This window comes from Microbaculum marinisediminis (assembly GCF_025397915.1).
In the GTDB taxonomy this organism is placed as follows: Bacteria; Pseudomonadota; Alphaproteobacteria; order Rhizobiales; family Tepidamorphaceae; genus Microbaculum; species Microbaculum marinisediminis.
In genome coordinates this window covers 276,083-300,620 of the sequence record NZ_JALIDZ010000006.1, presented here as the reverse complement: position 1 = coordinate 300,620, position 24,538 = coordinate 276,083, and the positions used below count along the sequence as shown (strand labels likewise).

The 24,538-nt window shown below is 66.6% G+C and carries 25 protein-coding genes; 20 read left to right on the top strand and 5 right to left on the bottom strand.

Annotated elements, in window-relative coordinates; all coding sequences use genetic code 11:
- The first annotated feature begins 131 nt into the window (after positions 1-131).
- From MUB46_RS15120 to MUB46_RS15095, 6 genes are all read left to right on the top strand, one after another.
- Positions 132-1,427, top strand: a complete 1,296-nt coding sequence (locus tag MUB46_RS15120) for a GGDEF domain-containing protein (RefSeq protein WP_261616768.1) — start codon at positions 132-134, stop codon at positions 1,425-1,427.
- A gap of 88 nt (positions 1,428-1,515) precedes the next feature.
- The gene (locus tag MUB46_RS15115; RefSeq protein WP_261616767.1) at positions 1,516-2,472 is read left to right on the top strand and encodes an aspartate carbamoyltransferase catalytic subunit; all 957 of its coding nucleotides are present in this window, start codon (positions 1,516-1,518) and stop codon (positions 2,470-2,472) included.
- A gap of 8 nt (positions 2,473-2,480) precedes the next feature.
- Positions 2,481-3,818 carry a dihydroorotase gene (locus tag MUB46_RS15110; protein WP_261616766.1) on the top strand — a complete coding sequence of 446 codons (1,338 nt, stop codon included), beginning with the start codon at positions 2,481-2,483 and terminating at the stop codon, positions 3,816-3,818.
- A 25-nt stretch (positions 3,819-3,843) separates the two neighbouring features.
- Complete coding sequence (plsY, locus tag MUB46_RS15105) at positions 3,844-4,461, top strand: glycerol-3-phosphate 1-O-acyltransferase PlsY (RefSeq protein WP_261616765.1); 618 nt, start codon at positions 3,844-3,846, stop codon at positions 4,459-4,461.
- Positions 4,458-5,588, top strand: coding sequence for a DNA-processing protein DprA (gene dprA, locus MUB46_RS15100; RefSeq protein WP_261616764.1), 1,131 nt, complete (start codon positions 4,458-4,460; stop codon positions 5,586-5,588). Before plsY ends, dprA begins: the two co-directional genes overlap by 4 nt.
- 145 nt (positions 5,589-5,733) lie before the next feature.
- Complete coding sequence (locus tag MUB46_RS15095; protein WP_315902746.1) at positions 5,734-6,165, top strand: class I SAM-dependent methyltransferase; 432 nt, start codon at positions 5,734-5,736, stop codon at positions 6,163-6,165.
- Between the two features lie 49 nt (positions 6,166-6,214).
- On the opposite strand, the gene MUB46_RS15090 is transcribed toward MUB46_RS15095, so the two are convergent.
- Positions 6,215-6,388 carry a hypothetical protein gene (locus MUB46_RS15090; protein ID WP_261616762.1) on the bottom strand — a complete coding sequence of 58 codons (174 nt, stop codon included), beginning with the start codon at positions 6,386-6,388 and terminating at the stop codon, positions 6,215-6,217.
- A 320-nt stretch (positions 6,389-6,708) separates the two neighbouring features.
- On the opposite strand from MUB46_RS15090, the gene topA reads away from it, so the two are divergent.
- From topA to rpmG, 6 genes are all read left to right on the top strand, one after another.
- Positions 6,709-9,276: a type I DNA topoisomerase gene (gene topA / locus MUB46_RS15085; RefSeq protein ID WP_261616761.1), complete on the top strand. Its 2,568-nt coding sequence runs from the start codon at positions 6,709-6,711 to the stop codon at positions 9,274-9,276.
- A 15-nt stretch (positions 9,277-9,291) separates the two neighbouring features.
- Positions 9,292-11,568 (top strand): ribonuclease R, encoded by a 2,277-nt coding sequence (gene rnr / locus MUB46_RS15080; RefSeq protein WP_261616760.1) that lies wholly within the window; start codon positions 9,292-9,294, stop codon positions 11,566-11,568.
- Complete coding sequence (locus tag MUB46_RS15075) at positions 11,565-12,053, top strand: DUF983 domain-containing protein (protein WP_261616759.1); 489 nt, start codon at positions 11,565-11,567, stop codon at positions 12,051-12,053. The genes rnr and MUB46_RS15075 overlap by 4 nt, the downstream gene beginning before the upstream one ends.
- Positions 12,050-12,787: an NUDIX hydrolase gene (locus MUB46_RS15070; RefSeq protein WP_261616758.1), complete on the top strand. Its 738-nt coding sequence runs from the start codon at positions 12,050-12,052 to the stop codon at positions 12,785-12,787. The genes MUB46_RS15075 and MUB46_RS15070 overlap by 4 nt, the downstream gene beginning before the upstream one ends.
- Positions 12,788-12,832: 45 nt before the next feature.
- Entirely contained in the window at positions 12,833-14,041 is a 1,209-nt protein-coding gene (locus tag MUB46_RS15065; protein ID WP_261616757.1) for an MFS transporter, read from the top strand.
- An 85-nt stretch (positions 14,042-14,126) separates the two neighbouring features.
- Positions 14,127-14,294 carry a 50S ribosomal protein L33 gene (gene rpmG, locus MUB46_RS15060; RefSeq protein WP_261616756.1) on the top strand — a complete coding sequence of 56 codons (168 nt, stop codon included), beginning with the start codon at positions 14,127-14,129 and terminating at the stop codon, positions 14,292-14,294.
- 566 nt (positions 14,295-14,860) lie between these two features.
- Here rpmG and MUB46_RS15055 read toward each other — a convergent pair.
- Both MUB46_RS15055 and MUB46_RS15050 read right to left on the bottom strand, forming a co-directional pair.
- Positions 14,861-15,082 (bottom strand): diguanylate cyclase domain-containing protein, encoded by a 222-nt coding sequence (locus tag MUB46_RS15055; RefSeq protein WP_261616755.1) that lies wholly within the window; start codon positions 15,080-15,082, stop codon positions 14,861-14,863.
- 79 nt (positions 15,083-15,161) lie between these two features.
- The gene (locus MUB46_RS15050; RefSeq protein ID WP_261616754.1) at positions 15,162-15,545 is read right to left on the bottom strand and encodes a response regulator; all 384 of its coding nucleotides are present in this window, start codon (positions 15,543-15,545) and stop codon (positions 15,162-15,164) included.
- Positions 15,546-15,694: 149 nt separating this feature from the next.
- On the opposite strand from MUB46_RS15050, the gene MUB46_RS15045 reads away from it, so the two are divergent.
- From MUB46_RS15045 to MUB46_RS15035, 3 genes are all read left to right on the top strand, one after another.
- Positions 15,695-15,979 (top strand): DUF3572 domain-containing protein, encoded by a 285-nt coding sequence (locus tag MUB46_RS15045; protein ID WP_261616753.1) that lies wholly within the window; start codon positions 15,695-15,697, stop codon positions 15,977-15,979.
- A gap of 19 nt (positions 15,980-15,998) precedes the next feature.
- Entirely contained in the window at positions 15,999-16,928 is a 930-nt protein-coding gene (locus MUB46_RS15040) for an ROK family protein (RefSeq protein WP_261616752.1), read from the top strand.
- 66 nt (positions 16,929-16,994) lie between these two features.
- A complete protein-coding gene (locus tag MUB46_RS15035) occupies positions 16,995-18,284 on the top strand; it encodes a DNA polymerase IV (protein ID WP_261616751.1) in 1,290 nt (429 codons plus the stop codon).
- A 28-nt stretch (positions 18,285-18,312) separates the two neighbouring features.
- Here MUB46_RS15035 and MUB46_RS15030 read toward each other — a convergent pair whose 3' ends face one another.
- Positions 18,313-19,134: a cell envelope integrity EipB family protein gene (locus MUB46_RS15030; protein WP_261616750.1), complete on the bottom strand. Its 822-nt coding sequence runs from the start codon at positions 19,132-19,134 to the stop codon at positions 18,313-18,315.
- A 146-nt stretch (positions 19,135-19,280) separates the two neighbouring features.
- Here MUB46_RS15030 and MUB46_RS15025 point away from each other — a divergent pair, with 146 nt between their 5' ends.
- The 4 genes from MUB46_RS15025 to MUB46_RS15010 are packed head-to-tail and all read left to right on the top strand — an operon-like array spanning position 19,281 to position 22,229.
- Positions 19,281-19,745 carry a RidA family protein gene (locus MUB46_RS15025; protein WP_261616749.1) on the top strand — a complete coding sequence of 155 codons (465 nt, stop codon included), beginning with the start codon at positions 19,281-19,283 and terminating at the stop codon, positions 19,743-19,745.
- An 8-nt stretch (positions 19,746-19,753) separates the two neighbouring features.
- On the top strand, positions 19,754-20,497 hold the full coding sequence (locus MUB46_RS15020) for a glycerophosphodiester phosphodiesterase (RefSeq protein WP_261616748.1): 744 nt from the start codon (positions 19,754-19,756) through the stop codon (positions 20,495-20,497).
- Between the two features lie 26 nt (positions 20,498-20,523).
- The gene (locus MUB46_RS15015) at positions 20,524-21,795 is read left to right on the top strand and encodes a GNAT family N-acetyltransferase (protein ID WP_261616747.1); all 1,272 of its coding nucleotides are present in this window, start codon (positions 20,524-20,526) and stop codon (positions 21,793-21,795) included.
- A complete protein-coding gene (locus MUB46_RS15010) occupies positions 21,792-22,229 on the top strand; it encodes an acyl-CoA thioesterase (protein WP_261616746.1) in 438 nt (145 codons plus the stop codon). The genes MUB46_RS15015 and MUB46_RS15010 overlap by 4 nt, the downstream gene beginning before the upstream one ends.
- 26 nt (positions 22,230-22,255) lie before the next feature.
- On the opposite strand, the gene MUB46_RS15005 is transcribed toward MUB46_RS15010, so the two are convergent.
- On the bottom strand, positions 22,256-23,356 hold the full coding sequence (locus MUB46_RS15005) for a YeeE/YedE family protein (protein ID WP_261616745.1): 1,101 nt from the start codon (positions 23,354-23,356) through the stop codon (positions 22,256-22,258).
- Positions 23,357-23,752: 396 nt separating this feature from the next.
- On the opposite strand from MUB46_RS15005, the gene MUB46_RS15000 reads away from it, so the two are divergent.
- Positions 23,753-24,340, top strand: a complete 588-nt coding sequence (locus MUB46_RS15000; protein ID WP_261616744.1) for a beta-class carbonic anhydrase — start codon at positions 23,753-23,755, stop codon at positions 24,338-24,340.
- Positions 24,341-24,538: the final 198 nt, after the last annotated feature.

Genomic DNA, 24,538 nt, shown 5'->3' with positions numbered 1-24,538 from the left:
GTTTAATCAAAGGCAGGACTCCCCAAGCGTAAGGCACTCGCTTATTCAGGCGTTCGACCTCGTCGATCCTCGTGTCGGGTGATTCTGACACGCTGATTTTTTCGCGCACTCGCCTTTTCCGGGGGGCCCTCGTGGGACTGTGGGATCTCGGGCTGCTTGGGTGTCAGCTCGTTTTGTACTTCTCCGTCCTTGCGACGCTGTTCGGGCTTCGGCACCGCTACGGCATCGGCATCTTCTTCTGCGCGCTCGGCGCAATGCATTTCCTCGAAACCTATCTCGCCGCCACCTTCTACGTGGCCGTGCCGTTCGGCATCGTCGTCTCGCCCGGCTCCACGATCCTGTTTCCCGGAAAGATCATCCTGCTCCTGCTGGTCTATATCCGCGAGGACGCGATCGCCGTGCGACAGCCGATCTACGGCCTATTCGCGGGAAACGTCCTGACGATCGGCCTCGTCGCGATCCTCGGCGCCAACACGCTGCTGCCCGGCGCGGACCAGTCGCCGGACTTCCCGTTCTTGGACCAGATGGGCCTGTTGATGATCTGGGGCACGGTCCTGCTGCTGATCGACGGGATCCTGATCATCCTGATCTACGAGCAGGTCGGCCGCTGGCTCGGCCCGCACATGACGCTGCGGATCGCGATAAGCGGCGTCGCCGTCCTTGCCTTCGACCAGCTGGCGTTCTGGCCGGTGTTGCATGCGGTCGCCGGCATCCCGGTCGAAATCCTGTATGGCGGCCTGATCGCCAAGTCGATCGCGGCCGTGGCCTATGCCGTACTTGCCGGCATCTATTTGCGCCATTTCGAACGACGTATGTTCGACGGCCTCGCCCATCCCCGCCTTGCCGACGTCTTCGACGCGCTGACCTACCGCGAGCGGTACGAAACCCTGCTCGAACGCAGCGGACGCGACGGCCTGACCGGTATCGCCGACCGCAGCCGCATGGAGGCCGAGGCCGAGCAATGCACGGCGCGGATCATCGCCAGCGGCGATATCGCCAGCGTCCTGGTCATCGACATCGACAACTTCAAGCAGCTCAACGACGATTCGGGCCACCTCGTCGGCGATGCCGCGCTGCGTGGCCTGGCCGAGCTGCTGACGCGCGACCTGCGCGAGGTCGACCGGATCTATCGCTTTGGCGGCGACGAATTCGTCGTGATCACCTCCGGCCGGGCGCGCGAGGACGCGTCCAACCTCGCCCGGCGTTTGCATCGGCTTGCGGGCAAGCTGGATATTCCGAACCTGAACGCCCCACTGACCGTGAGCATCGGCGCCGCGCATTCGCCGGAAGACGGAAATGATTTTCTGGCCCTGCTGTCGCGGGCCGACAAGCGTCTCTACGCCGCCAAGGGCAGCGGCCGCGACCGGGTGATCACGGGCGATGACAGACACGGCGAGGGCCACCCCGAACTCGTCCGGCCGACCTGATCGCGACACATCGAACCGTGGATAGCGCCGACAAACGCCGGGGTCGCGCTTGCCGGACCGCCGGACTCCCCCTATAGGGACGCTTTTAATGGCCACCACGCACCAACCCCGCCCGATCGCGTTTCCGCATCGCCACCTGCTTGGCATCGACCAGCTTTCGCCGGTCGAGATCTCGGGCCTGCTCGATCTCGCCGACGGCTTCGTCGATATCAACCGGCAGGTGGAAAAGAAGCTGTCGACGTTGCGCGGGCGCACCCAGATCAACTTGTTCTTCGAAGCCTCCACCCGGACGCAGAGCTCGTTCGAGCTCGCGGGCAAGCGGCTTGGCGCCGACGTCATGAACATGTCGGTCGGCTCGTCTTCGGTGAAGAAGGGCGAAACGCTGCTGGATACGGCGGTGACGCTGCACGCCATGCATCCCGACCTGATCGTCGTGCGCCATCACGCCGCCGGCGCGGTGGAGTTGCTGGCCCGGAAGGTCGGGTGCTCCGTCGTCAATGCCGGCGACGGCGCGCACGAGCATCCGACGCAGGCTCTGCTCGACGCCCTGACCATCCGACGCCACAAGGGTGCCCTCCAGGGCTTGATCGTAGCCATCTGCGGCGATGTCCTGCACAGCCGGGTCGCCCGCTCGAACATCCTGCTGCTCAATGCCATGGGCGCCCGGGTGCGCGTCGTCGCCCCGTCGACCCTGCTGCCGGCGGCGATCGACCGGATCGGCGTCGAGGTCCATCGCGACATCCGTTCCGGCATCAGGGACGCGGACGTGGTGATGATGCTGCGGCTCCAGCGTGAGCGCATGAGCGGCGCCTTCGTGCCGTCGGTGCGCGAGTATTTCCACTATTTCGGCCTCGACGCCGCCAAGCTGACGCTCGCCAGGCCGGACGCGCTGGTGATGCATCCCGGACCGATGAACCGCGGTGTCGAGATCGACAGCGACGTCGCCGACGGCCCGCAGAGCGTCATCCGCGAGCAGGTCGAGATGGGCGTGGCGGTCCGCATGGCGGTGCTCGAGGCGCTCGCCAGCAACCTTCCGAACGCGTGAGGAAACCGATGCCAGTCTGGGGGTCGCCGGAACGCTTCGAGCCGGAAAAGGTCCGTCCGACCGGATTCCACAACGTGCGCCTGATCGATCCGTCAATCGGCCGTGACGAGATCGGCGGCCTGCTGATCGACGGCGGTCGCATCGCCGATGTGGGGCCGCATCTGAAGGCCGGTTCCTTTCTCGACGGCACCGAGGTGATCGACGGCGGGGCCAAGGTGCTGGCGCCCGGCCTCATCGACATGCAGGTCTTTACCGGCGAGCCGGGTTTCGAGCACCGCGAGACGATCGCTTCGGCGAGCCGGGCCGCCGCGGCCGGCGGCGTCACCACGATGATCTGCATGCCGGACACCGATCCGGTGATCCACGATGTCGCCATGGTGGACTACGTCCAGCGGCTGGCGCGGGATACCGCCATCGTCCGGCTGCTGCCGATGGGTGCGCTGACCAGGGATCTCGCAGGCACCGAGATGACCGAGATCGGCCTGATGTCGGCGGCCGGCGCGGTCGCCTTCACCAACGGGCGGCGGGCGATCACCAACGCCCAGACCATGCGCCGGGTGCTCACCTACGCGGGCGATTTCGACGCGCTCATCGTCCATCACCCCGAAGATCCCGATCTCGTCGGCGAAGGTGTCATGCACGAGGGCGAGATGGCGACGCGCCTCGGCCTGAAGGGCATTCCGGTCGAGGCCGAAACGGTGATGCTGTCGCGCGATCTCAAGCTCGTCGGCCTCGCGGGCGGGCGCTATCACGCCGCCCAGCTGTCCGCCGGCCGCTCGCTGACGACGCTGCGCCGCGCCAAGGAGCGCGGCATCAAGGTCACCGCAGGCGTGTCGATCAACAATCTGGCGCTGAACGAAAACGACATCGGCACCTACCGCACCTTCGTCAGGCTGTCGCCGCCGCTGCGCTCCGAGGACGACCGCATGGCGCTCGTCGCGGCGCTGGCCGAAGGGCTGATCGACGTCATCGTTTCCAGCCACGATCCGCACGACGTCGAGACAAAGCGGCATCCGTTCGCGGAGGCCGAGGTCGGCGCGATCGGCCTGGAGACGCTCCTGTCGGCGGCCCTGCGCTTGCACCATTCCGGCGACGTCCCGCTCATGCGCCTGATCGACGCCATGTCGACGCGGCCGGCGGCGATCCTCGGTCTGGAAGGCGGCAGCCTGGAAATGGGGCGGCCGGCCGATCTCGTGTTCTTCGATCCGGACGAGCCGTGGATCGTCGATGCCGGCGCGCTGTCGTCGCGCTCGAAGAACACGCCGTTCGAGGATGCGCGCATGCAGGGCCGCGTCCTGCGCACCATCGTTGCCGGACGCACGGTCTACGACTACGGTTCGGACTGAACCGAACCAGACACCGGCCGACGCCATGCCCGATCCGATCAGTTGGAGCCTCGCCCTGCCCTATTTGCTGGCGGCCCTGCTGTTCGGCTACCTGCTGGGCTCTATCCCGTTCGGGCTGATCTTCACCCGCATGGCGGGGCTCGGCGATGTACGCGCGATCGGGTCCGGCAATATCGGGGCGACCAACGTGCTGCGCACCGGGCGCAAGGGGCTAGCGGCGGCAACGCTGCTGGCGGATGCGCTGAAAGGCACCGTCGCGGTGCTGGTCGCCGCCCAATGGGGGCCGGATACGGCGATTTTGGCCGGTTTCGGCGCTTTCGTCGGCCATCTATTCCCGGTCTGGCTCAAGTTCAAGGGCGGCAAGGGCGTCGCGACCTATCTCGGCGTGCTGCTTGGCCTCTACTGGCCGGCCATGCTGATCTTCGCCGCCATGTGGCTCGTGACCGCATTCGTCTCGCGCTATTCGTCCCTGTCGGCGCTGGTCGCCAGCGCGCTGACGCCGTTCGTGCTCGTCCTGTCGGGCGAGTGGCAGGCAGCGGAGCTGTTCGCCGTCCTGACCGCGCTGCTGTTCATCGCCCATCGCGCCAATATCCAGCGGCTGGTCAGCGGCACAGAGGGCCGGATCGGCGGCGCCAAGTCGTGACCGGCACGGGCGGCAGTCGGCAGGCAACGCTGACTGACGCGCAGAAGCTCGACTGGCTGCGTCTCCTTCGCTCCGAAAATGTCGGCCCGGCGACGTTCCGGGCCCTCGTCAACCGCTTCGGCAGCGCCGCTGCGGCAATTGACGCCCTACCCGACCTGTCCGCCCGCGGCGGGCTGAGGCGCCGCATCAAGGTGTGCTCGCGCGCCGATGCCGAGCGGGAGATAGAGACGGCGGCACGTCTCGGCGCGACGCTGGTGGCCTGGGGCGAGCCGGGCTATCCGAAACGGCTCTCCGATACCGAGGGCGGACCGCCGCTGCTCTACGCGGCAGGGCGCCTCGACGTCACCCACATGCCGACGGTGGCGATCGTGGGATCGCGCAATTGCTCGGCGCTCGGCCGGCGCCTCGTCTCTACCCTGGCGCACGATCTCGGCGCGGAAGGCTTCGCGGTCGTCTCCGGCCTTGCCCGCGGCATCGATGCCGCCGCGCACCAGGCCTCGGTCAGGACCGGCACGATCGCGATCCTCGCCGGCGGGCACGGCCACATCTATCCAGCCGAACACGGCGATCTCGCCAACGCGATCAAGGCCGACGGCGCGCTGATCACCGAGATGCCGCCTTACTGGATCGCGCGCGCAAAGGATTTTCCCCGCCGCAACCGGATCATCTCCGGCGCCTCATACGGCGTCGTCATCGTCGAGGCCGCGGCGCGCTCGGGGTCGCTAATCACGGCGCGATTCGCGCTGGAGCAGGGCCGCGAGGTCTTCGCGGTACCCGGCTCGCCGCTGGACCCGCGGGCGGACGGAACCAACAGGCTGATCCGCGACGGCGCCACATTGACGCGCAACGCCGAGGACGTCCTGGAGGTGCTGCGCCCAATGCTCGGGCTGTTCGCCCCGCCGGTCGCCCCGCTCGGCGAACCGGAGGACGGTCGGCCGGTCTCCGCCGATATCGATGATTCCGACCGGCGCCGGGTCATCGACGCGATCGGTCCGAGTCCGGTCGCCATCGACGATATCCTGCGGCTGACCGGGCTCTCACACGGACAATTGATGCTGGCGCTGATCGAGCTGGAACTCGCCGGCCGCATCGAGCGGCACGCCGGGCAACGGGTGTCGCTGCTCTAGACAACGAACATGCCATGGGGTGGAGCCCCCTCGCGACGCCGGGCATTCCTGACATTGTTTACGTCGCCGACGCCTCACGTGCGAACTTTACAAAATGCAACCAAAGATGGGAAAACGTTGCGGTTCCACAACGATTGCTGCGGGCATGAACAGCAGACCATCCGACAGAATCGCTAACTACGTCGCGGACCTCCCGCTGGATCCGGGACTTCGCGTGCTTGAGATCGGCTGCGGCCCGGGCGTTGCCGCGCGCGAAGTCGCCCGGCGGATCGGCGACGGCAAGGTCGTGGCGATAGATCGCTCCGCCAAGGCCATCGGGATCGCGACCCAATCGTCAGCAACCGAAATCGAGGCCGGGCGACTGGAATTGCGAACCGTCGCGATCGAGCATTTCGCGCTTGAAGACGGCGAAGAGCCATTCGATCTGGCCTTTGCCATGCGGGTCGGCGCGCTGGACGGTCGTCATCCGGCGGCCGGAAAACTCGCGATGGTGCGGCTGAAGGCCGCCCTCAAGCCGGACGGGCTCTTGTTCATAGACGACCGCGAACCGATCAAGGGACGCGAGATCCGGACCTGAACCGGTCGCCGAATGCGTGCGTCTTGCCCCGGCATACCGGCGCGGGTGATCAACGCGGCTTTCGGGCCGCGGAATTCATGGCTTTGCTCGTCGCCTCGATTCGCGCCATTTCCAGGAGATAGGCAGTCAGGTCCAGGCCGGCCCGGTCGGCTATCTGCACGAGTTCCGGAAGAATGCCCGCCAGATAGTCGGCCGCCGCCAGGTCGGACGGAGGCCCTATCACCGGCGCATTCCTCTCGCTATCCCGGCTTTCTCGCCCAGACAATTCGAGCCCCTCTTCGCCACCGAATACTCTTGCCGCAGAAGGGTCGCCTGTGCGTGAGGCCGCTCCCCCGTACGCCGCGTTCGGTAGGTCTAGAGATAGCACGTTTCTATAAATAATTGAAATAACAGATATTTACACGTTATGCGTGTATTGAAGCGGTGCTCGGTACGCTTTCCCGGACTGCCCGTTTGACTTGGTGTGCGGCATTCCCCATCTTCGCGCCCGAATAAGCGCGGTCCGGTACCGGCGCTCCCCACATCGAGGCCATTGGTTCAAGCATGCAGGTTGTCATCGTCGAGTCCCCGGCGAAAGCAAAAACGATCAACAAGTATCTCGGCGGCGACTACCACGTCCTGGCGTCCTTCGGACATATCCGCGACCTGCCGTCGAAAGACGGCTCGGTTCAGCCGGATCAGGACTTCGAAATGACCTGGGAGGTCGATCCGAAGAAGTCCAAGCAGGTCTCCGAGATCGCAAGCGCCGTGAAGTCGGCCGATCGCGTCATCCTCGCCACCGACCCGGATCGCGAGGGCGAGGCGATTTCCTGGCACGTGCTGGAGGTCCTGCGCCGAAGGGGCGTCTTGAAGGACAAACCCGTCGACCGGGTGGTTTTCAACGCCGTCACCAAGCAGGCGGTGCTCGATGCCATCGCCCATCCCAGGGAGATCGACGGGCCGCTCGTCGAGGCCTATCTCGCCCGGCGCGCGCTCGACTATCTCGTCGGCTTCACCCTGTCGCCGGTGCTGTGGCGGAAGGTTCCCGGCGCGCGCTCGGCCGGGCGCGTTCAGTCGGTCGCGCTGCGGATCGTCTGCGACCGCGAAGCCGAGATCGAATCGTTCGTCCCGCGGGAATACTGGACCGTCATCGCCGGCCTGAATTCGCAGGGCAACGCCTTCGACGCCCGGCTCGTCACCGCCGACGGCAAGAAGATCGAGCGGCTGACGATCGGGACCGGCGCCGAAGCCGAAGCGCTGAAGGCGGCGCTGGAGCAGTCAGGCTACGCGGTCCGCTCGGTCGAGAAGAAGCCGGTCAAGCGCCATCCCTACGCGCCGTTCACGACCTCGACGCTGCAGCAGGAAGCCTCCCGCAAGCTCGGCTTCACCGCCGACCGCACCATGCGCACCGCCCAGCGGCTGTACGAGGGCATCAACCTGGGCGGCGAGACCGTCGGCCTGATCACCTACATGCGTACCGACGGCGTCGAGATCGTGCCGGAGGCAATCAACGCGGCGCGCGGCGTCATCGCCCAGGATTACGGCGACCGCTACCTGCCCGCCTCGCCGCGCATCTACAAGACCAAGGCGAAGAACGCACAGGAGGCCCACGAGGCGATCCGGCCGACCGACCTGAACCGACGCCCGGCCGACGTGCGCCGCGCACTCGACGAGGACCAGGCCCGCCTCTACGAGCTGATCTGGAAGCGGACCCTGGCCAGCCAGATGGAATCGGCGGAACTGGAACGCACCACCGTCGACATCGAGGCGACCGCGCCGGACGGAAAGCGCTACGGCCTGCGCGCGGTGGGCACGGTGCAGCGGTTCGACGGCTTCCTCACGCTCTATCAGGAGACCGCCGACGACGACTCCGATAACGAGGAAGACCGTCGCCTGCCGGCCATGAAGGACGGCGAAAGCCTCGACCTCGAGAAGATATCGGCGACCCAGCATTTCACCGAGCCGCCGCCGCGCTTCACCGAGGCGACGCTGATCAAGCGGCTCGAGGAGCTGGGTATCGGGCGGCCGTCGACCTATGCGGCGACGCTCAAAGTCCTGGGCGACCGCGAATACGTGCGCCTCGACAAGCGCCGGTTGATCCCCGAGCCGAAGGGCCGCATCGTCACGGCGTTCCTCGAAGGCTTCTTCAAGCGCTACGTCGAGTACGACTTCACCGCGAGCCTGGAGGAGAAGCTCGACCGCATCTCCAACGGCGAGATCGGCTGGCGCGACGTGTTGCGCGAATTCTGGCGCGATTTCGCCACCGAGATCGAGGCGACGAGCGAGCTGAAGACCTCCGAGGTCTTCGAGGCGCTCAACGACATTCTCGGTCCCTATGTCTTCCCGCCGAAGGAAGACGGCTCCGACGCACGCGCCTGCCCGTCCTGCGAGGGCGGCCGGCTGTCGATCAAGCGCGGCAAGAACGGCCCGTTCATCGGCTGCTCGAACTATCCCGACTGCCGCTATACCCGCGATCTCACGACGCCGGGCGACGGCGATGGCGCCGAGGCGCTGGTCAACGGACAGCGGGTCCTCGGCGTCGATCCGGAAACGAATCAGGAGGTTTCCCTCCGCACCGGGCGGTTCGGTCCCTACGTTCAGCTCGGCGAGGCGCCCGACGGCGAGAAGCCGAAGCGGGCCAGCCTGCCGAAGGGCGTCGATGCGGCATCCGTCGATCTGGAGCGGGCGCTGTCCTACCTGTCGCTGCCGCGCGAAGTCGGCATTCATCCGGAATCGGGCAAGCCGATCACCGCCGGCATCGGCCGCTACGGTCCCTTCGTCCTGCACGACGGCACCTACGCCAATCTGGAATCGGCGGACGAGGTGTTCACCGTCGGGCTCAACCGGGCGGTGACGCTGATCGCCGAGAAGCAGCAGCGCGGCGGGCGACGCGGCGCCGCGGCCACGATCAAGGCGCTCGGCGACAACGCCGATTTCGGCGCGGTAGAGGTGAAAGCCGGCCGCTACGGCCCATATGTAACCAACGGCAAGATCAACGCGACGCTGCCCAAGGGCACCGACCCGGAAGGCGTGACGATGGAGCTTGCCGCCGAATTGCTCGCTGCCAAGGCTGAAAAGGGCGGCGGCAAGAAACCCAAACGGGCCAAGAAGAAGGCATCCCCGAAAAGCTAGGGGCGGACAAAGCTGATGGCAAAACGCCGTGGCGGCGCGTCCGATCAAGGACTGCCGAGCCGCGAGGCGATCCTCGAGTTCCTGCGCGACCATCCCGGACGGGCTGGCAAGCGTGAGATTGCGCGCGCCTTCGGCGTCAAGTCGGCCGATCGCATCGCCCTGAAGCGCCTGCTCAGGGACATGGAAGACGACGGCCAGATCGAGGGCCGCCGCAAGCGCGTCCAGCGGGCCGGCCACATGGCGCCGGTCGAGGAACTGGAGATCACCGGCCGCGACCGGGACGGCGAGCTGATCGCCGCCCCGACCGACTGGGACGAGGCGCTGCACGGCGCCGCGCCGTCGGTCCTGATCCTGCCCGACCGCAGCCGCAAGTCACGCATGCCGGTGCCCGGCGTCGGCGACCGGGTGATGGCGCGCGTGCGCGAGGTCGTCGACGAGACCGGCGCCACGCACCACGAGGGCAAGGTCGTTCGCATCCTCGACCGGCGGCCGCGCACGGTGATCGGCGTGTTCACGCCGCGCCCGGGTGGCGGCGGCGTCGTCCATTCGGTCGACAAGAAGGAGCGGCGCGACCTGACCGTCGCCCCGGAGGATACCGGCGACGCCCGCAAGGACGACCTGGTCGCCGTGGAGATCCGCAAGAGCACGCGCTTCGGGCCGCCACGGGCGGTGGTGCGCGAGGTCGTCGGCGACATGAAGAGCGAGAAGGCCGTCAGCCAGATCGCCCTCCTGACGCATGGCATTCCCCAGCCCTTCGCCGACGACGTCATCGCCGAAGCCGAGGCCGCCACACCGGCGGCGATGGCCGGACGCGAGGACCTGCGTAGTCTTCCCCTCGTTACCATCGATCCGGCCGACGCCAAGGACCACGACGACGCGGTGCACGCGGCCCCCGACGCCGATCCCGACAACAAGGGCGGCTTCGTCGTCACCGTCGCGATCGCCGATGTCGCCTGGTACGTGCGACCCAACGGCGCGCTCGACCGGTCGGCGCGCGAACGCGGCAACTCGGTCTATTTTCCCGACCGGGTGGTGCCGATGCTGCCCGAGCAGCTGTCGGCCGACCTGTGCTCGCTGAAGGAAAACCAGGACCGGCCCGTGCTCGCCTGCGAAATGGCGATCGCGCCCGATGGCCGGGTCAGGCGGCATCGCTTCCTCCGGGCGATGGTCCGCGTCGCCGCCAATATCGACTACCGGCAGACCCAGGCGGCGATCGACGGCCAGACGGACGAACAAACCGGTCCGCTTCTCGATACCGTTCTGAAGCCCCTGTGGGACGCCTATCGGGCCGTCGCCAAGGCGCGGGACGCGCGCGCGCCGCTGGAGCTCGAGATCCCCGAGCGCAAGCTGATCCTCGACAAGACCGGTCATGTCGCCCGCGTGCTCGTTCCCGAGCGTCTGGAAAGCCACAAGCTGATCGAGGTCTTCATGATCCTCGCCAACGTGGCCGCAGCCGAGACGCTGGAAAAGAAGCACACGCCGCTGATCTACCGCGTGCACGACTCGCCGTCGCCGGAGAAGCTCGCCGCCCTCGCCGACTTCCTGGCGACGATCGGCCTGAAGCTACCCAAGGCGGGCGTCCTGCTGCCGCACCATTTCAACGGCATCCTGGCGAAGGTCGAAGGCACCGAGAACGAGCGGCTCGTCCACGAAGTGGTGCTGCGCAGTCAGGCGCAGGCCGAGTACACGCCGGAGAACTTCGGCCATTTCGGCCTCAATCTGCGGCGCTACGCGCATTTCACCTCGCCGATCCGGCGATACGCGGACCTGATCGTGCATCGGGCATTGATCCGGGCGCTCGATCTCGGCAAGGACGGCCTGAGCGACCGGACGATCGCGGATCTCGACGAAATATCCGCCCATATTTCCGCGACAGAACGCCGCGCCATGGCGGCCGAGCGTGAAACCGTCGACCGGCTGATCGCGGATTTCCTGGCCGATCGGGTCGGCGCCCGCTTCCACGGCACGGTCACCGGCGTCACCAAATCGGGCCTGTTCGTGAGGCTCGACGATACCGGCGCGGACGGTTTTATACCGGCCTCGACGCTGGGCGCGGACTATTTCCGTTTCGACGAAGCGGGCCGACGAATGGTCGGCGAGCGCACCGGCGAGGCGTTCACACTCGGCGATCCTTGCGAGGTCAAGCTCGTCGAGGCGGTGCCGCTGGCCGGCGCGCTGCGGTTTGAGATCGTGAGTGAAGGCAAGTATGTAAGTATCAGACCCGGCCGCAAGGCGGGCGGCCGTGCCCGTTCGGGGGGCGGTGCAAGAGCGAGGAAACAGGGAAAACGATGAGCGAAGCCCACCCCACCACGTGGACCCAGGACGGTAGCGCGCTGCCGCCCCGGCCGGTTGCCGACGCGATGCTGCGCGGCCTCAGGATGCGCTGCCCGGCCTGCGGCGGCGGTTCGATCTTTCGTGCCTACCTGAAAGTCAACGATGCCTGCCCGACCTGCGGCGAGGCCCTGCATCATCACCGTGCCGACGACGCCCCGCCCTATTTCACCATCGTCATCGTGGGACACATCGTCGTTCCGCTGGTGCTGACCGTGGAGCGGATGTTCGCACCGGCGATCTGGCTGCAGGCCTCCGTCTGGACCCTGATCACGGTCGCTCTGTGCATGATGCTGTTGCCGCCGATCAAGGGCGCGTTGGTTGGCCTGCAGTGGGCCAACTACATGCACGGCTTCGATCCGCGGTCGGGCGGACGCGAGGACTGGGACGGCATGAGCCGAGACACATTGTCATCCCCAGCCCCGGCCCCTGCCGCCAAGTCATGACGATAGCCCCTGGTCTCGCCAAGGAGGCCAAGAAGCGCCTCTCGGGGCCCAACATGAAGCCCGCCGATTCCGCCTCGCTCGTCATCGTCGACACGCGCGGGAAAGAGCCGCACGTGCTGATGGGGCGGCGCAGCGACGCCCACGTCTTCTATCCGGGCGCCTATGTGTTCCCGGGTGGACGCGTCGATCCCGACGACGCATCGATGTCGGCGGCGATCGAACCGGACCCCGAGCTGATCAACCGCCTGAAGGTGCGCATGCGCGGACGGCCGAGCCAGCGCCGCGCGCGCGCCATTGCGCTTGCCGGCATCCGCGAGGCGTTCGAGGAAGCCGGCATCCTGATCGGCAAGCCGGGCAAGCCGAACAAGCCCGTGCCGAAGGACTGGCAGGGCTTCGTCGACCACGGCCTGCTGCCCGACCCCACGCCGCTCATCTACTTCATGCGCGCGACGACGCCGCCGCGCCGCCCGCGCCGATTCGACAACCGGTTCTTCGCCGTCGACGTCTCGGCGATCACGCTCGATCTGCCGCGCGAGCAGCGGCCGACAGACGAACTGGGCGATATGGTGTGGGTCCCGCTGACCGATCTCAAGTCGCTGCATCTGCCCAACATCACCCAGGTGGCGATGGAGGAGCTGCACGCCCGCCTCGCCTCGCCCGACGGGCTCGCGGCCAAGCATCCGGTCCCCTACTATTACGCCGTCGGAAGCCGATTCCACCGCGAGTTGCTCTAGAATCCGCGGACTGACGGCCTTCCCGTAACAGGACGAGGTCGTCAGGTGGTTCAGAACGCGGTCGAGAGATCGGCGGACAAGCCCGAATCCCGCCAGCAGGGCCGCTTGCGGAGCATGGCCGCGGCGATCGTCTGCATTTCCGTGGTCGGTTTCGCGCTCAGCCTGACGTTGCCGCTCTTGTCGCTGATGCTGGAGGCGCGCGGCGTATCCGACACCTGGATCGGCCTCAACACAGCGGTCGCCGGCGTCGCCGCCCTCATCGTCTCGCCGTTGACCGCCGGCCTTGCGCGCAGGTTCGGCACGACACGCCTCATCTACCTTGCGATCCTCGCCGGCTGCGTCTGCCTGCTGCTCTTGGCTCCCGCGCCGTTCTGGCTCTGGTTCCCGCTCCGCTTCATCCTGTCCGCCGCGATCACGATCCTGTTCGTCATCAGCGAATTCTGGATCAACGCGGCGGCGCCGGACCACAAGCGCGGACTGGTAATGGGCATATACTCGACGGTGCTCTCGATGGGATTCGCCCTCGGCCCGGCGGTACTGGCGATCTTCGGCAGCGCCAGCACCGTGCCGCTGGGAATCGCGATCGCCGCGTTCCTGTTCGCCGCCGTCCCCGTCGCCTTCGCCGGCCCCCTCGTGCCGCGGGTCGAGGGGCGCGCCAACTACCGACTCCTGGCTCTGCTCTTCGTCGCCCCCGCCGCCACGCTTGCCGCTTTCGTCTACGGCAGCGGGGAATCAACGATGTTCACCTTCATGGCGCTTTGGGGCATCCGCGGCGGATTGACCGAGTCCACCGCGGCGCTGCTGATTACGATGGCGGGGCTCGGCAACATGCTCTCGCAAATTCCCATCGGCCTCGTCGCCGACCGTGCCAACAAGACGCTGGCTCTCGCCGTTTGCGGCGCGTTCGGCTTTATTGGCGCCGCGCTTCTCCCCGCGACCGTCGGCACGCCCTGGCTCGTCTTCACCGTCATCTTCTTCTGGGGCGGCATGGCCGCCGGCCTCTATACCGTCGGCCTGACGCAGCTCGGGGCCCGCTTTTCGGGCGCCGACCTGGCCGCTGCGAACGGCCTGTTCGTCATGCTGTACGCGGTCGGCATGCTTGTCGGACCGGGCGTCGGCGGCATAGCCCTCGACCTCTGGCCGCTCTACGGCATGCCGATGGTGATCGCCACCTTCTTCGGCATCTACGCGGCGTTTGCGTTCGTGCGCTGGTGGCTAGCGCCACCAGCGGCATCCGGACGCCCTATTCCTTGACTTTTCGCGCGCGCGGCGTAGGTTGCCGCCCGATATCGAACGCCGGCCGCGGAGGTGCGGCGACCTTTCGCAAGGATTGAGAACAATGGCCAAGCCGACAACGGTCAAGATCCGGCTCGTGAGCACCGCCGACACGGGCTATTTCTACGTGACCAAGAAGAACACCCGGACGATGACGGAAAAGATGACCGTCAAGAAATACGACCCGGTCGTCCGCAAGCACGTCGAGTTCAAGGAAGCGAAGATCAAATAATCGCGGTTTCCGCGACTTCGTTTCTCGCTGGACTACTGGGAGGCATCGCTTTTTGCGGTGCCTCTTTTGGTTTAAGCCGAAGCATTGTCCGTCTTTGCAGGCGCGGTATGGCGCGACGACCGCGCCCGAAGTCCCGGAAACTTTCAAGTCGGTCCGCGTCGCCGACAAGTACCCGGCTCAAGCCGATCCGGATCACGGCGAGTCGAGGGATGCCGCCAAAAAAAAAGGCGGCGCCCGAAGGCACCGCCTGACTACCCCAGCCTATCCAAAGGCATCGCCATCTGGCGCGCCCTCGCCGTCGTCGAGACCACGTCCCGTTCTAAAAAAGATTGGTGGCCGGCCGGAGGCGGGTCATACGAGGAGGCCACTCTAACCGCACTCCGACCGGCCTAACCCCACGGACCCAGGAGATGCGGCGGACCTGAGCATTCCGTAGGGTATTCGGTCGCTGTCCGTGTGGCCTCCGTTTGCGCCCCTGCCGCCGGACAGTTCTAACTTCGCCGTGAGGGTAGCCCGCCAGCCGAAAGAATCAATCTAATTTTCGATAATTGCGGCGTATTAGGCTATTAAGGTAAAGATCGAACCGCGTTTTCGTCCGGCGGATCGCGAAATTTTTCATTAGGCGTCTTATGCCGATCTTGCCGTAATGCGATTGCGGCCGTCTTTTTGGCCGCATAGAGGGCGTGATCCGCGCGCTTGAGGAGGCGTTCGGGCGTATCGTCGGGATGCTCCAGCGCCGCGACGCCGATACTCACGGTCAAATCGATCGTGTGGCGGCCCGCGCCCACGACGAACTCCTCACCGCCATACCGGCACGCAAGGTCGACGCCGCGGGGGTGTCATCGACGACGAGGACACGCGCGGTCATCAGACGGCCTCGTCGCCGTCGCCCAGATAGTGCTTCACGGTCTCGATGAACTTGGCGACCGAGATCGGCTTGGAGATATAGGCCTCACAGCCGCCCTTGCGGATGCGTTCCTCGTCGCCCTTCATCGCGAAAGCGGTTACCGCGATCACCGGTATGGTGTGCAGTTCATCGTCTTCCTTGATCCAGCGGGTGACGTCGAGGCCCGAAACCTCGGGGAGCTGAATGTCCATCAGGATGAGGTCGGGACGATGCTCGCGGGCGAGCTTCATGGCCTCGGTGCCATGGCGCGTCTGTATGGTCTCGTAGCCGTTGGCGACGAGCAGATCGTTGAAGAGCTTCATGTTGAGCTCGTTGTCTTCGACGATCAGTATCTTCTTGGCCAATGTTCCGACGTCCCCAATGGGCCGGCGCGCGGCGGCGCCGGTGCGTTCACGGATCTGCCGTACCGGCTCGGTGGCGGGTTTATGTGTTCCCGTGATCCGCTGTAACCTTACCGGGGATTCCTTACGCAAAAGCAAACCAGATACTGGACATGACCAACTTGAACAGCCGCGAAGCGGCGCAGGCCGTGGCGATCGAAGCCCTCTCTTTCCTGGCCCGGGACCCCGATCGCGTCTCCGGCTTTCTGGCGAATGCCGGAATCGGACCGGACCGGCTGCGCGACGTCGCCCGCGAACCGGGCTTCCTGGCCGCCGTTCTCGACTATCTCCTTGCCGACGAGCCACTTCTGCTCATGTTCGCCGAGGATTCCGGCATTTCGGCCCGATCCGTGCCGGCGGCGCGGATGGCGCTCGGCGAGCCGGACAAAATGTTCTGAAACAGCGGATCTGGCCCGAATGGACACATCCAGCACCGGCCTGCGCATCGGAATTGACCTCGGCGGCACGAAGATCGCCGGGATCGTCTTCGATGATGCCGATACGGTCGTCGCCGAGACGCGCGGGCCGGCGCCGCGCGACGACTACCGCGCGACGATCGCGGCAGTGGTGGACGCGATCGGCGCGCTGGAGACGCAAGCCGGTGGAACCGGCACGGTCGGCATCGGCATGCCCGGCTCGATCTCGCCGGTGACCGGCCGCGTCCAGAACTCCAATTCGGTGTGGCTCAACGATAAGCCCTTCGCCGAGGACGTGCAGGCCGCGCTCGGCCGGCCCGCGCGCTTTTCCAACGACGCCAACTGCTTTGCCCTGTCCGAGGCCACCGACGGCGCCGCGGCGGGCGCGGACAGCGTGTTCGGCGTCATCATGGGCACCGGCTGCGGCGGCGGCGTGGTCGTCGGCGGGCGGATCGTCGAGGGGCCGAACCGCTGCGGCGGCGAATGGGGCCACACGCCCCTCCCCTGGTCCACCGCCGAGGAGCATCCAGGCCCGCGCTGCTGGTGCGGCCGGCTGGGGTGCCTGGAGACCTGGCTGTCGGGAAGCGGGCTGGAACGGGACTTCGCACAGGCGACGGGCCGCGCCCTGTCGGGTCCCGAGATCGCCGCCCGCGCCGCCGACGATCCGGCCTGCGAGGCGGCGCTCGAGCGCCACGTTTCGCGGCTCGCCCGGGCGCTGGCGATGATCACCAACATCATCGACCCGGCGGTCATCGTGTTCGGCGGCGGGCTGTCACAACTTCCCCATCTCTACGCGCGGGTGCCTCCGGCGATGGCGCCCTATGTCTTCGCCGACAAGCCGAAGATCGACATCCGGCCGCCGGCGCACGGCGATGCCAGCGGCGTGCGCGGCGCGGCGCGGCTGTGGACCGGAGAGGCCCCCTCGCGCTGAGATGGATGCCGCCGACGGCCCGACGCGCTATAGTCGGGCCGATCTCGTCGCTCGCCAGGCACGGCCATGTCGGGACTGCCCACTCTCTGCCTCGATTGTTCGACGCGCCCGCCCGACGGGGCGGCGCGCTGCCCGTCCTGCGGCGGGCCCCGGCTCGTGCGCCACGCCGAGCTGTTCGACCTGTCCGTCGCCCATGTGGACTGCGATGCCTTCTACGCGGCGATCGAGAAGCGCGACGACCCCAGCCTCGCCGACAGGCCGCTGATCATCGGCGGCGGCAAGCGCGGCGTCGTGTCGACGGCCTGCTATATCGCCCGCATCGACGGCGTGCGCTCGGCGATGCCGATGTTCAAGGCGCTGAAGCTCTGCCCGAACGCCGTCGTCATCAAGCCGAACATGGAGAAGTATTCCGCCGTCGGCCGCCAAGTCCGTGCGCTGATGCTGGAGCTGACGCCGCTGGTCGAGCCGCTGTCGATCGACGAGGCCTTCCTCGATCTAACCGGCACACAGGCCGTCCATCGCATGGCGCCGGCGAGCACGCTGGTCCGCTTCGCCCACCGCGTCGAGACCGAGATCGGCATCACCATCTCGGTCGGCCTCAGCCACAACAAGTTCCTCGCCAAGATCGCCTCCGACCTGAAGAAGCCGCGCGGCTTCTCGGTCATCGGCAAGGCGGAGACGCTGGACTTCCTGCGCGACAAGCCGGTCGGCCTGATCTTCGGCGTCGGCGCGGCCATGCAAACGAAGCTGGCCAGGGACGGCATCACCAGGATCGGAGACCTGCAGCGGATACCGGAAACCGACCTGGCGCGGCGCTACGGCGCGACGGGGATGCGGCTCGCGCATCTGGCGCGCGGCGAGGACGACCGGCGCGTCTCACCCGACAGGCCGGCCAAGAGCGTCAGCTCCGAAACGACGTTCGAGGATGACATTTCAGATCCGGTCCGATTGAGGACGATCCTGTGGGGCCTGAGCGAAACGGTCTCGCGCCGGCTCAAGACGGCGCAGTTGAGCGGGCGCACGGTGACGCTGAAGCTCAAGACGGCCGGGTTCCGCACGCTGACCCGCTCGCACACGCTGTCCTCGCCGACCCAGCTCGCCGACCGCATCTTCGAAAGCGGCCAGCGGCTGCTCGCCGACGCCGCCGACGGCACCGCGTTCCGGCTGATCGGCATCGGCGTCTCGGAGTTCGGTGCCGAGGACGCCGACGCCCTGACCGACCTCATCGATACGGGACCGGCCCGCCGTGCGGCCGCGGAACGCGCCGTCGACGCGGTGCGCGACAAGTTCGGCCGCGACGCCGTGACGCGCGGGATCGCGTTTTCGGGGACCGCGCCGCGGGACCGGTCGAAGTAGCTCCGGGTAGGCCCGGGCAGGCCCCGCCCTACTGCTCGCAGGGCTCAGCGTCGAGGAACTCGATCGCGGACAGGTCGCCGACCAGGGTGAAGTCGCCATAGTCGAGCACGATCTTGCGGCTGACGCCGTTCGAGAACAGATCGTAGCTGAACTCGTAGGACGGCAGGTCCTTGTTCTCCGCATCGTTGTCGAAGTAGGCGACCGTCACCGGCCAGCTGGCCAGCTCACCGAGCACCTCGTCTCCGGTCTGGCCCTCGTCGCCGGCGGGCTCCCGGCGCGCGCCGATCACGGTGGTGGTCGAATAGGTCTTCCGGCCCGTATCGGAGCCGTCATAGACGTCGGCGGCGACGATCTTCTCTCCCGACTCCGCGGCCTGGAGAATGCGCATCACATGCTGGGTCGGGAACAGGATCTCGGAGTCGAGCGAGAACTCCGCGTCCTCGGGGACGCTCAGGTCGACCGTGATCGTTCCATCCTCGCGTGTCGCGATACCGTCGGTCTCGTCCGCCAGGTCCTGGTCGAGATAGTTCTTCGTGACGAAGCGGTAGCTGGAGCCGTCGCCGGCCTCCCAGGTGGTCGAGCGCAGGTCGTTGACGAGGCTGCGCCGCGTGCCGGTGATACGGGTGACGAAGCGCGTCGTCACCGTGAACCCCTCGCAGGCCGACCCCATCGTCTCCAGGACCAGCCGCCCCTCGATGTCCGACGAACCGCCCCCGCCCTGGGTGCGATCGATCTCGAGGTCGTAGACGGCCCGGTGCGAGGCGATGGTCGGCACACCCGCCTGGAGCGGTGTCGCGACCAGCACCAGCGTTGCGGCAAAGGCGAACCGGCCGAGGCGCGGCATGAGCATTAGGCGAATCCCTTCAGCGTTCCGATGTTTCGACAATCTCGCATCACATGATGTTTTTACAAGGGCGCGCGGGGCGGCGCCTTGCATGCCGTCGCGAAATCGGGGATCAACGATGGCACTGCGCCGACACTCTAGGAGACTTACGCATGTCCGATACCGTCGAATCCCGCCTGGCCGCCATGGGCATCACCCTGCCCACGCCGCCGGCGCCTGCCGCCAACTACGTGCCGTTCGTGAAGACCGGCAACCTCGTCTACTGCTCCGGCCAGGTGCCGATGGGACCGAACGGGATCGAGCATGTCGGCAAGCTCGGCGACGACTACAGCATCGAACAGGGCATGGCGGCCGCGCGGCTGTGCGCCATCAACCTGCTCGCGGTGATGAAGATGGCGGTCGGCGACCTGGAAAAGGTGACGCGCTGCGTGAAGCTCAACGGTTACGTCAACTGCACGCCCGATTTCCGTGACCAGCCCAAGGTCGTCAACGGCGCGTCCGACCTGATCGCCGAGGCGCTCGGCGACAAGGGCAAGCACGCCCGTGCCGCCGTCGGAACCTCGGCGCTGCCGCTCGGCGTCGCCGTCGAGGTCGAAGGCATCTTCGAGGTCGCCTAAGGGATCACATGGCCGGCCTCGACTGGCTCACCGCCCGCCCCATCGCCCATCGCGGGCTGCATGACGCCAAAAACGGCGTCATCGAGAACACGCTTTCGGCGGCGCGGGCGGCGATGGAGGCCGGCTATTCCATCGAGCTCGACGTCCAGCCCGACCGGGACTTGGTCCCGGTCGTCTTCCACGACTTCACGCTCGACCGGCTGACGACGGGCTCCGGGCCTGTTTCCGCCCTGTCGGCCAAAGAACTGGCCGGCATCGCCTTCAAGGGGACGGACGACCGCATACCGACGCTCAGCGACTTCCTCGCGGTGGTGAGCGATCACGTGCCGGTTATCGTCGAGGTGAAGACCGACTTCACGGGAATGCCCGAATTCTGTGCCCGGATCGCCGACGTCCTGAAGGATTACGAGGGTCGCGTCGCGGTCATGTCGTTCGACCCCGGGACCGTCGATGCGTTTCGCCGTATCGCTCCGGCTTTGCCGCGCGGGATCGTCGCCGAATCCTTCCGGCAGGACAAACCCGAAGGAATGACGTGGTGGGACGTGTTCAGGCTGCGCCATCTTCTCCATGGCTGGCGAACCAAACCGCATTTCGTTTCGTATAGCGTGGACGACCTGCCGGCGGTGGCGCCGATGGCGCTGCGCTGGGTCTTCGGCCTGCCGCTGATTACCTGGACGGTCCGGTCCGAAAAACAGCGCCGGCGCAGCGATACCTGGGCCGATCAGATCACCTTCGAGGGGTTCCGGGCCTGAAACATCTCGTGGCGGGGACTTGAGCGATGGCGCGTTCGAAATCGTCCGAACCCGGCGGCGGGACCATTTCGGTCCGCGTCGTGGACCGGCTGGGCGACATTCCAGCCGCGGACTGGGATGCCTGCGCCAATCCCCGGGCGCAGCCCGAGGCTGCGTCACGCACCCCCTCTGAAATCACTTCAGAGGAAACCTATAACCCATTTGTTTCACATGCTTTTCTGAATTCCTTAGAAGCATCCGGAACGGTTGCAGCGAAGACCGGCTGGTTGCCGCAGCATCTCGTGGTCGAGGATCGCGGCACGGACGACAGCACGGACGGCGGCACGGACGGCGGCGTCATCGCCGCGGCGATGCCCTGCTATCTGAAGAACCATTCCTACGGCGAGTACGTGTTCGATCACGGCTGGGCCGACGCCTACGAGCGGGCCGGCGGGCACTATTATCCGAAGCTCCAGGTGTCCGTGCCATTCACACCGGTGACGGGGCCTCGGCTGTTGGCGCAGCCGGGTCCCGACGCCGACCGCAACCGCAATGCGCTGATCGCCGCCGCCGTCGAACTGTGCAAACGGCACAAGGCGTCGTCGGTCCACTGGACGTTCCTGCCGAAGCACGAGTGGGACCTGCTCGGGGAGGTTGGCGCGCTGCAGCGCACCGACCGGCAGTTCCACTGGGCGAACGAGGGCTATGCGGATTTCGAGGAATTTCTCGCCGCGCTGTCGTCGCGCAAGCGCAAGGCGATCCGCCGCGAGCGGCGCGAGGCCCTTTCCGAGGGCATCGAGATCGTCCGCCTGTCCGGCTCCGATATCACGGAAGACCATTGGGACGCGTTCTTCGCGTTCTACATGGATACCGGCGGCCGCAAGTGGGGCCGGCCCTATCTGAACCGGGCGTTCTTCTCGGAGATCGGCGCATCGATGGCCGAGCGCATCGTCCTGGTCATGGCCAGGCGCGCGGGCCGCTGGATCGCGGGCGCACTCAACTTCGCCGGCGACACGACGCTCTACGGCCGCCACTGGGGCTGCGTCGAGGACCACCCGTTCCTGCATTTCGAGGTCTGCTACTACCAGGCGATCGAGCACGCGATCGACAACCGCATGGCCTTCGTCGAGGCCGGCGCCCAGGGCGAGCACAAGCTGTCGCGTGGCTATCTGCCGGTCACCACCTATTCCGCCCACTACATCGCCGATGCGGGCCTGCGCGACGCGATCGCCGACTATCTCGATCGCGAGCGGCACTATGTCGACGCGGAGGCCAGGCTGCTGAGAGACCACGCTCCGTTCAAGAAAGACAGCCAATGACGAGGGCGACGCCCGAGAGCCGCGACCGTTACCGCCTGTTCCAGCCGATCACCACGCGCTGGATGGACAACGACCAGTACGGCCATCTCAACAACGTGGTCTATTACTCGCTGTTCGACACGGTGGTGAACCGGTTCCTGATCGACAACGGCCTCGTCGACCCGCTCGGCGGCGCCATGATCGGCCTCGTCGTCAACTCGCACTGCCACTATTTCGCGCCGCTCGCGTTTCCCGAGCCGATCGAAGGCGGCCTGCGGGTCGACCGCATCGGCTCGTCCAGCGTCGCATACGGGATCGGCATCTTCGCCCAAGACGCCGGGACCGCGGCCGCGCAGGGCGGCTTCGTCCACGTCTATGTCGACAGCACCACGCGCCGGCCGATGCCCCTGCCCGATCCGATGCGCGCGGCGCTCCGGGAGATCGCCGTCGACTAGACCGGCCGCCGGCGAGATCGGCGGCGTCAGGAGCGGACGATCAGCGCCCTGAAGGCGCCGCTCATCGAGCCTTCCTCGAGATATTTCAGCGCGAGAACGCCGCCGGCGATGATCGACAGCCAGGCGATGAACGAGCCGAGCGCCAATGTCGACAGCCCGGTCAGCCCCTGCCCGATCGTGCAGCCGAGCGCCAGCACGCCGCCGACGCCCATCATCGCGCCGCCGAGCATGTGCCGCATGGTGTCGGCGGCATCGGTGAAGGATTCCACCTGGAACTCGCGCGACAGGATCGACGCCAGGAACGAGCCGACGATGACGCCGCCGACCGTGGCGATGCCGAAATTGATCGTCGCGCCGGTGAAGGTCATCAGGTACTGCATGCTCTCGCCGATCGGCGCGACGAAGGTGAAGGAGGCGAGCTGCGTCGGCTCGAAGTCGTCGTAGCCGAGCACGCCGGTGATCCACCAGCCGGTCGGGATCAGCAGGCCGATGATGACACCGGCGGCGATGTCGCGCGGCGAGGACCGGAAATCCCGGTCCTTGAAGCAGAACCACAGGAAGCCGAGCGCAACCACCAGCGCGACCACCCAGCGGATCGTGCCGGCGTCCACGGCCAGCGTGTTGGCGAGGAGATCCGGAATGCCCTGGGTCTCGTGGCCGTATTGCGTCAGGTCGATATTGGAGCGTTCGAGCTCGAGCCGGGCCAGGCCGATCAGGCCGCGCAGGGTCATGTAGGCGAAGATGCCGAGGAACAGCACGGCGACGACCGATTTCAGGTTGCCGCCGCCGACGCGCACCAGCACCTTGTTGCCGCAACCGCCGGCCAGCACCATGCCGAAGCCGAACAGCAGGCCACCGATGATCGACGTCAGCCAGCCGAAGTTGGAGGTCAGATAGATCGAGCCGTCGAGCTCGACCATGCCGGCAGCGTCCATCGCCTGGCTCGTGAGGATGGCGATCGCGATCGCCAGAAGCCACGCCCGGAAGCGGGTGTAGCTGCCCATGTAGACGATGTCGGACAGGGAGCCCATCGTGCAGAAATTGGTCCGCTGCGCCGTCGCACCGAAGATGATGCCGGCACCGAAACCCGCCGCCGCCACCAGAATCCTGACGGAAATCTCGTCCATCGCCGCTTGTCTCCTACCATGATCGGGCTCTTGCCGGCCCCGTGCCCCCGCCTCTCATATGTTCATATCATAATTTGAGAATGTGTTTCCAGAAAACGGTTCCGGAGGCGTGCAACCGCAGCGGCAGGAAAAACCGATTTTCCGGACAGCCTCAAGCCCTCATCTTGACCGCCGCAATGGCGGAGGCGACACTTTTGCCCGCATTTTGGACCTGAAGTCGTTTTCGCGGATCGGACACGGTCCGCCCTATCGCCAGGCGTCCCGCGTACGCGTTGCGTAGAAAACCGAAGCCGCCGGAACAGGCGGCCAGATGACCCGTACATATTTCGACCAATGAAAGGAGCCGCCAACGCGCGGCAATACCAGCAGCGGGCAACCGCTACAGAGGAGGAATCCATGAGCAAGCTTCTCAAGGAAGTGCTGTCGGCCAACAAGAAATACGCCAAGGGCTTCGACAAGGGCCACCTGCCGATGCCGCCCGCGCGCGCCTTCGCGATCCTGACCTGCATGGACGCACGGCTCGATCCGGCGAAATACGCGGGCCTGGCGGAAGGCGATGCCCATGTCATCCGCAATGCCGGCGGCCGGGCCAGCGACGACGCCATCCGTTCGCTGGTGATCTCCTACAAGCTGCTGGGCACGCGCGAGTGGTTTGTCATCCATCACACCGACTGCGGCATGGAGACCTTTACCGACGACGTCATGCGCGGCCTCCTCGGCAAGAGCCTGGAGACGGCGACGGTCGACGAAGACGGCTGGCACGACATCGGAAAGGGTCGCGGCTCGTCCGAAGGAAAGTACATCGACTGGCTGACCATCTCGGACCTCGCCGAAAGCGTCGTCGAGGACGTCAAGCGCATCCGAAGCCATCCGCTGGTGCCGGGACGCATCCCGATCCACGGCTACATCTACGACGTGAAGACCGGCAAGCTGGTCGAGGTGCCTTCCGCAACCAAGGCGGGACAGTCCAGGGGCCGGCGCTGACACGACAAGCGAAGCGGCGGGCGGCGGAAACCATCCGCCGCCCGCGGCGGCGGCTCCGGCTCCGCAGGCACAATGCCCCGATCCGGTCCCCGGCACGCCCCGCTACACAGCACGCCCAGTTCGGGTGTGTCCAAACCGCACCCGCCGATTAACCGGATCGCGACCTATTGCCCCTAGGTTAGCCGGTCGACACAACGA

What these genes read in the sequence shown, in the direction of transcription:
- MUB46_RS15115 (WP_261616767.1), top strand. Translation starts at nt 1,516, where the DNA reads ATGGCCACCACGCACCAACCCCGCCCGATCGCGTTTCCGCATCGCCAC.
- MUB46_RS15110 (WP_261616766.1), top strand. Translation starts at nt 2,481, where the DNA reads ATGCCAGTCTGGGGGTCGCCGGAACGCTTCGAGCCGGAAAAGGTCCGT.
- plsY (WP_261616765.1), top strand. Translation starts at nt 3,844, where the DNA reads ATGCCCGATCCGATCAGTTGGAGCCTCGCCCTGCCCTATTTGCTGGCG.
- MUB46_RS15095 (WP_315902746.1), top strand. Translation starts at nt 5,734, where the DNA reads ATGAACAGCAGACCATCCGACAGAATCGCTAACTACGTCGCGGACCTC.
- topA (WP_261616761.1), top strand. Translation starts at nt 6,709, where the DNA reads ATGCAGGTTGTCATCGTCGAGTCCCCGGCGAAAGCAAAAACGATCAAC.
- rnr (WP_261616760.1), top strand. Translation starts at nt 9,292, where the DNA reads ATGGCAAAACGCCGTGGCGGCGCGTCCGATCAAGGACTGCCGAGCCGC.
- MUB46_RS15075 (WP_261616759.1), top strand. Translation starts at nt 11,565, where the DNA reads ATGAGCGAAGCCCACCCCACCACGTGGACCCAGGACGGTAGCGCGCTG.
- MUB46_RS15070 (WP_261616758.1), top strand. Translation starts at nt 12,050, where the DNA reads ATGACGATAGCCCCTGGTCTCGCCAAGGAGGCCAAGAAGCGCCTCTCG.
- rpmG (WP_261616756.1), top strand. Translation starts at nt 14,127, where the DNA reads ATGGCCAAGCCGACAACGGTCAAGATCCGGCTCGTGAGCACCGCCGAC.
- MUB46_RS15045 (WP_261616753.1), top strand. Translation starts at nt 15,695, where the DNA reads ATGACCAACTTGAACAGCCGCGAAGCGGCGCAGGCCGTGGCGATCGAA.
- MUB46_RS15040 (WP_261616752.1), top strand. Translation starts at nt 15,999, where the DNA reads ATGGACACATCCAGCACCGGCCTGCGCATCGGAATTGACCTCGGCGGC.
- MUB46_RS15035 (WP_261616751.1), top strand. Translation starts at nt 16,995, where the DNA reads ATGTCGGGACTGCCCACTCTCTGCCTCGATTGTTCGACGCGCCCGCCC.
- MUB46_RS15030 (WP_261616750.1), bottom strand. Translation starts at nt 19,134, where the DNA reads ATGCTCATGCCGCGCCTCGGCCGGTTCGCCTTTGCCGCAACGCTGGTG.
- MUB46_RS15025 (WP_261616749.1), top strand. Translation starts at nt 19,281, where the DNA reads ATGTCCGATACCGTCGAATCCCGCCTGGCCGCCATGGGCATCACCCTG.
- MUB46_RS15020 (WP_261616748.1), top strand. Translation starts at nt 19,754, where the DNA reads ATGGCCGGCCTCGACTGGCTCACCGCCCGCCCCATCGCCCATCGCGGG.
- MUB46_RS15015 (WP_261616747.1), top strand. Translation starts at nt 20,524, where the DNA reads ATGGCGCGTTCGAAATCGTCCGAACCCGGCGGCGGGACCATTTCGGTC.
- MUB46_RS15010 (WP_261616746.1), top strand. Translation starts at nt 21,792, where the DNA reads ATGACGAGGGCGACGCCCGAGAGCCGCGACCGTTACCGCCTGTTCCAG.
- MUB46_RS15005 (WP_261616745.1), bottom strand. Translation starts at nt 23,356, where the DNA reads ATGGACGAGATTTCCGTCAGGATTCTGGTGGCGGCGGCGGGTTTCGGT.
- MUB46_RS15000 (WP_261616744.1), top strand. Translation starts at nt 23,753, where the DNA reads ATGAGCAAGCTTCTCAAGGAAGTGCTGTCGGCCAACAAGAAATACGCC.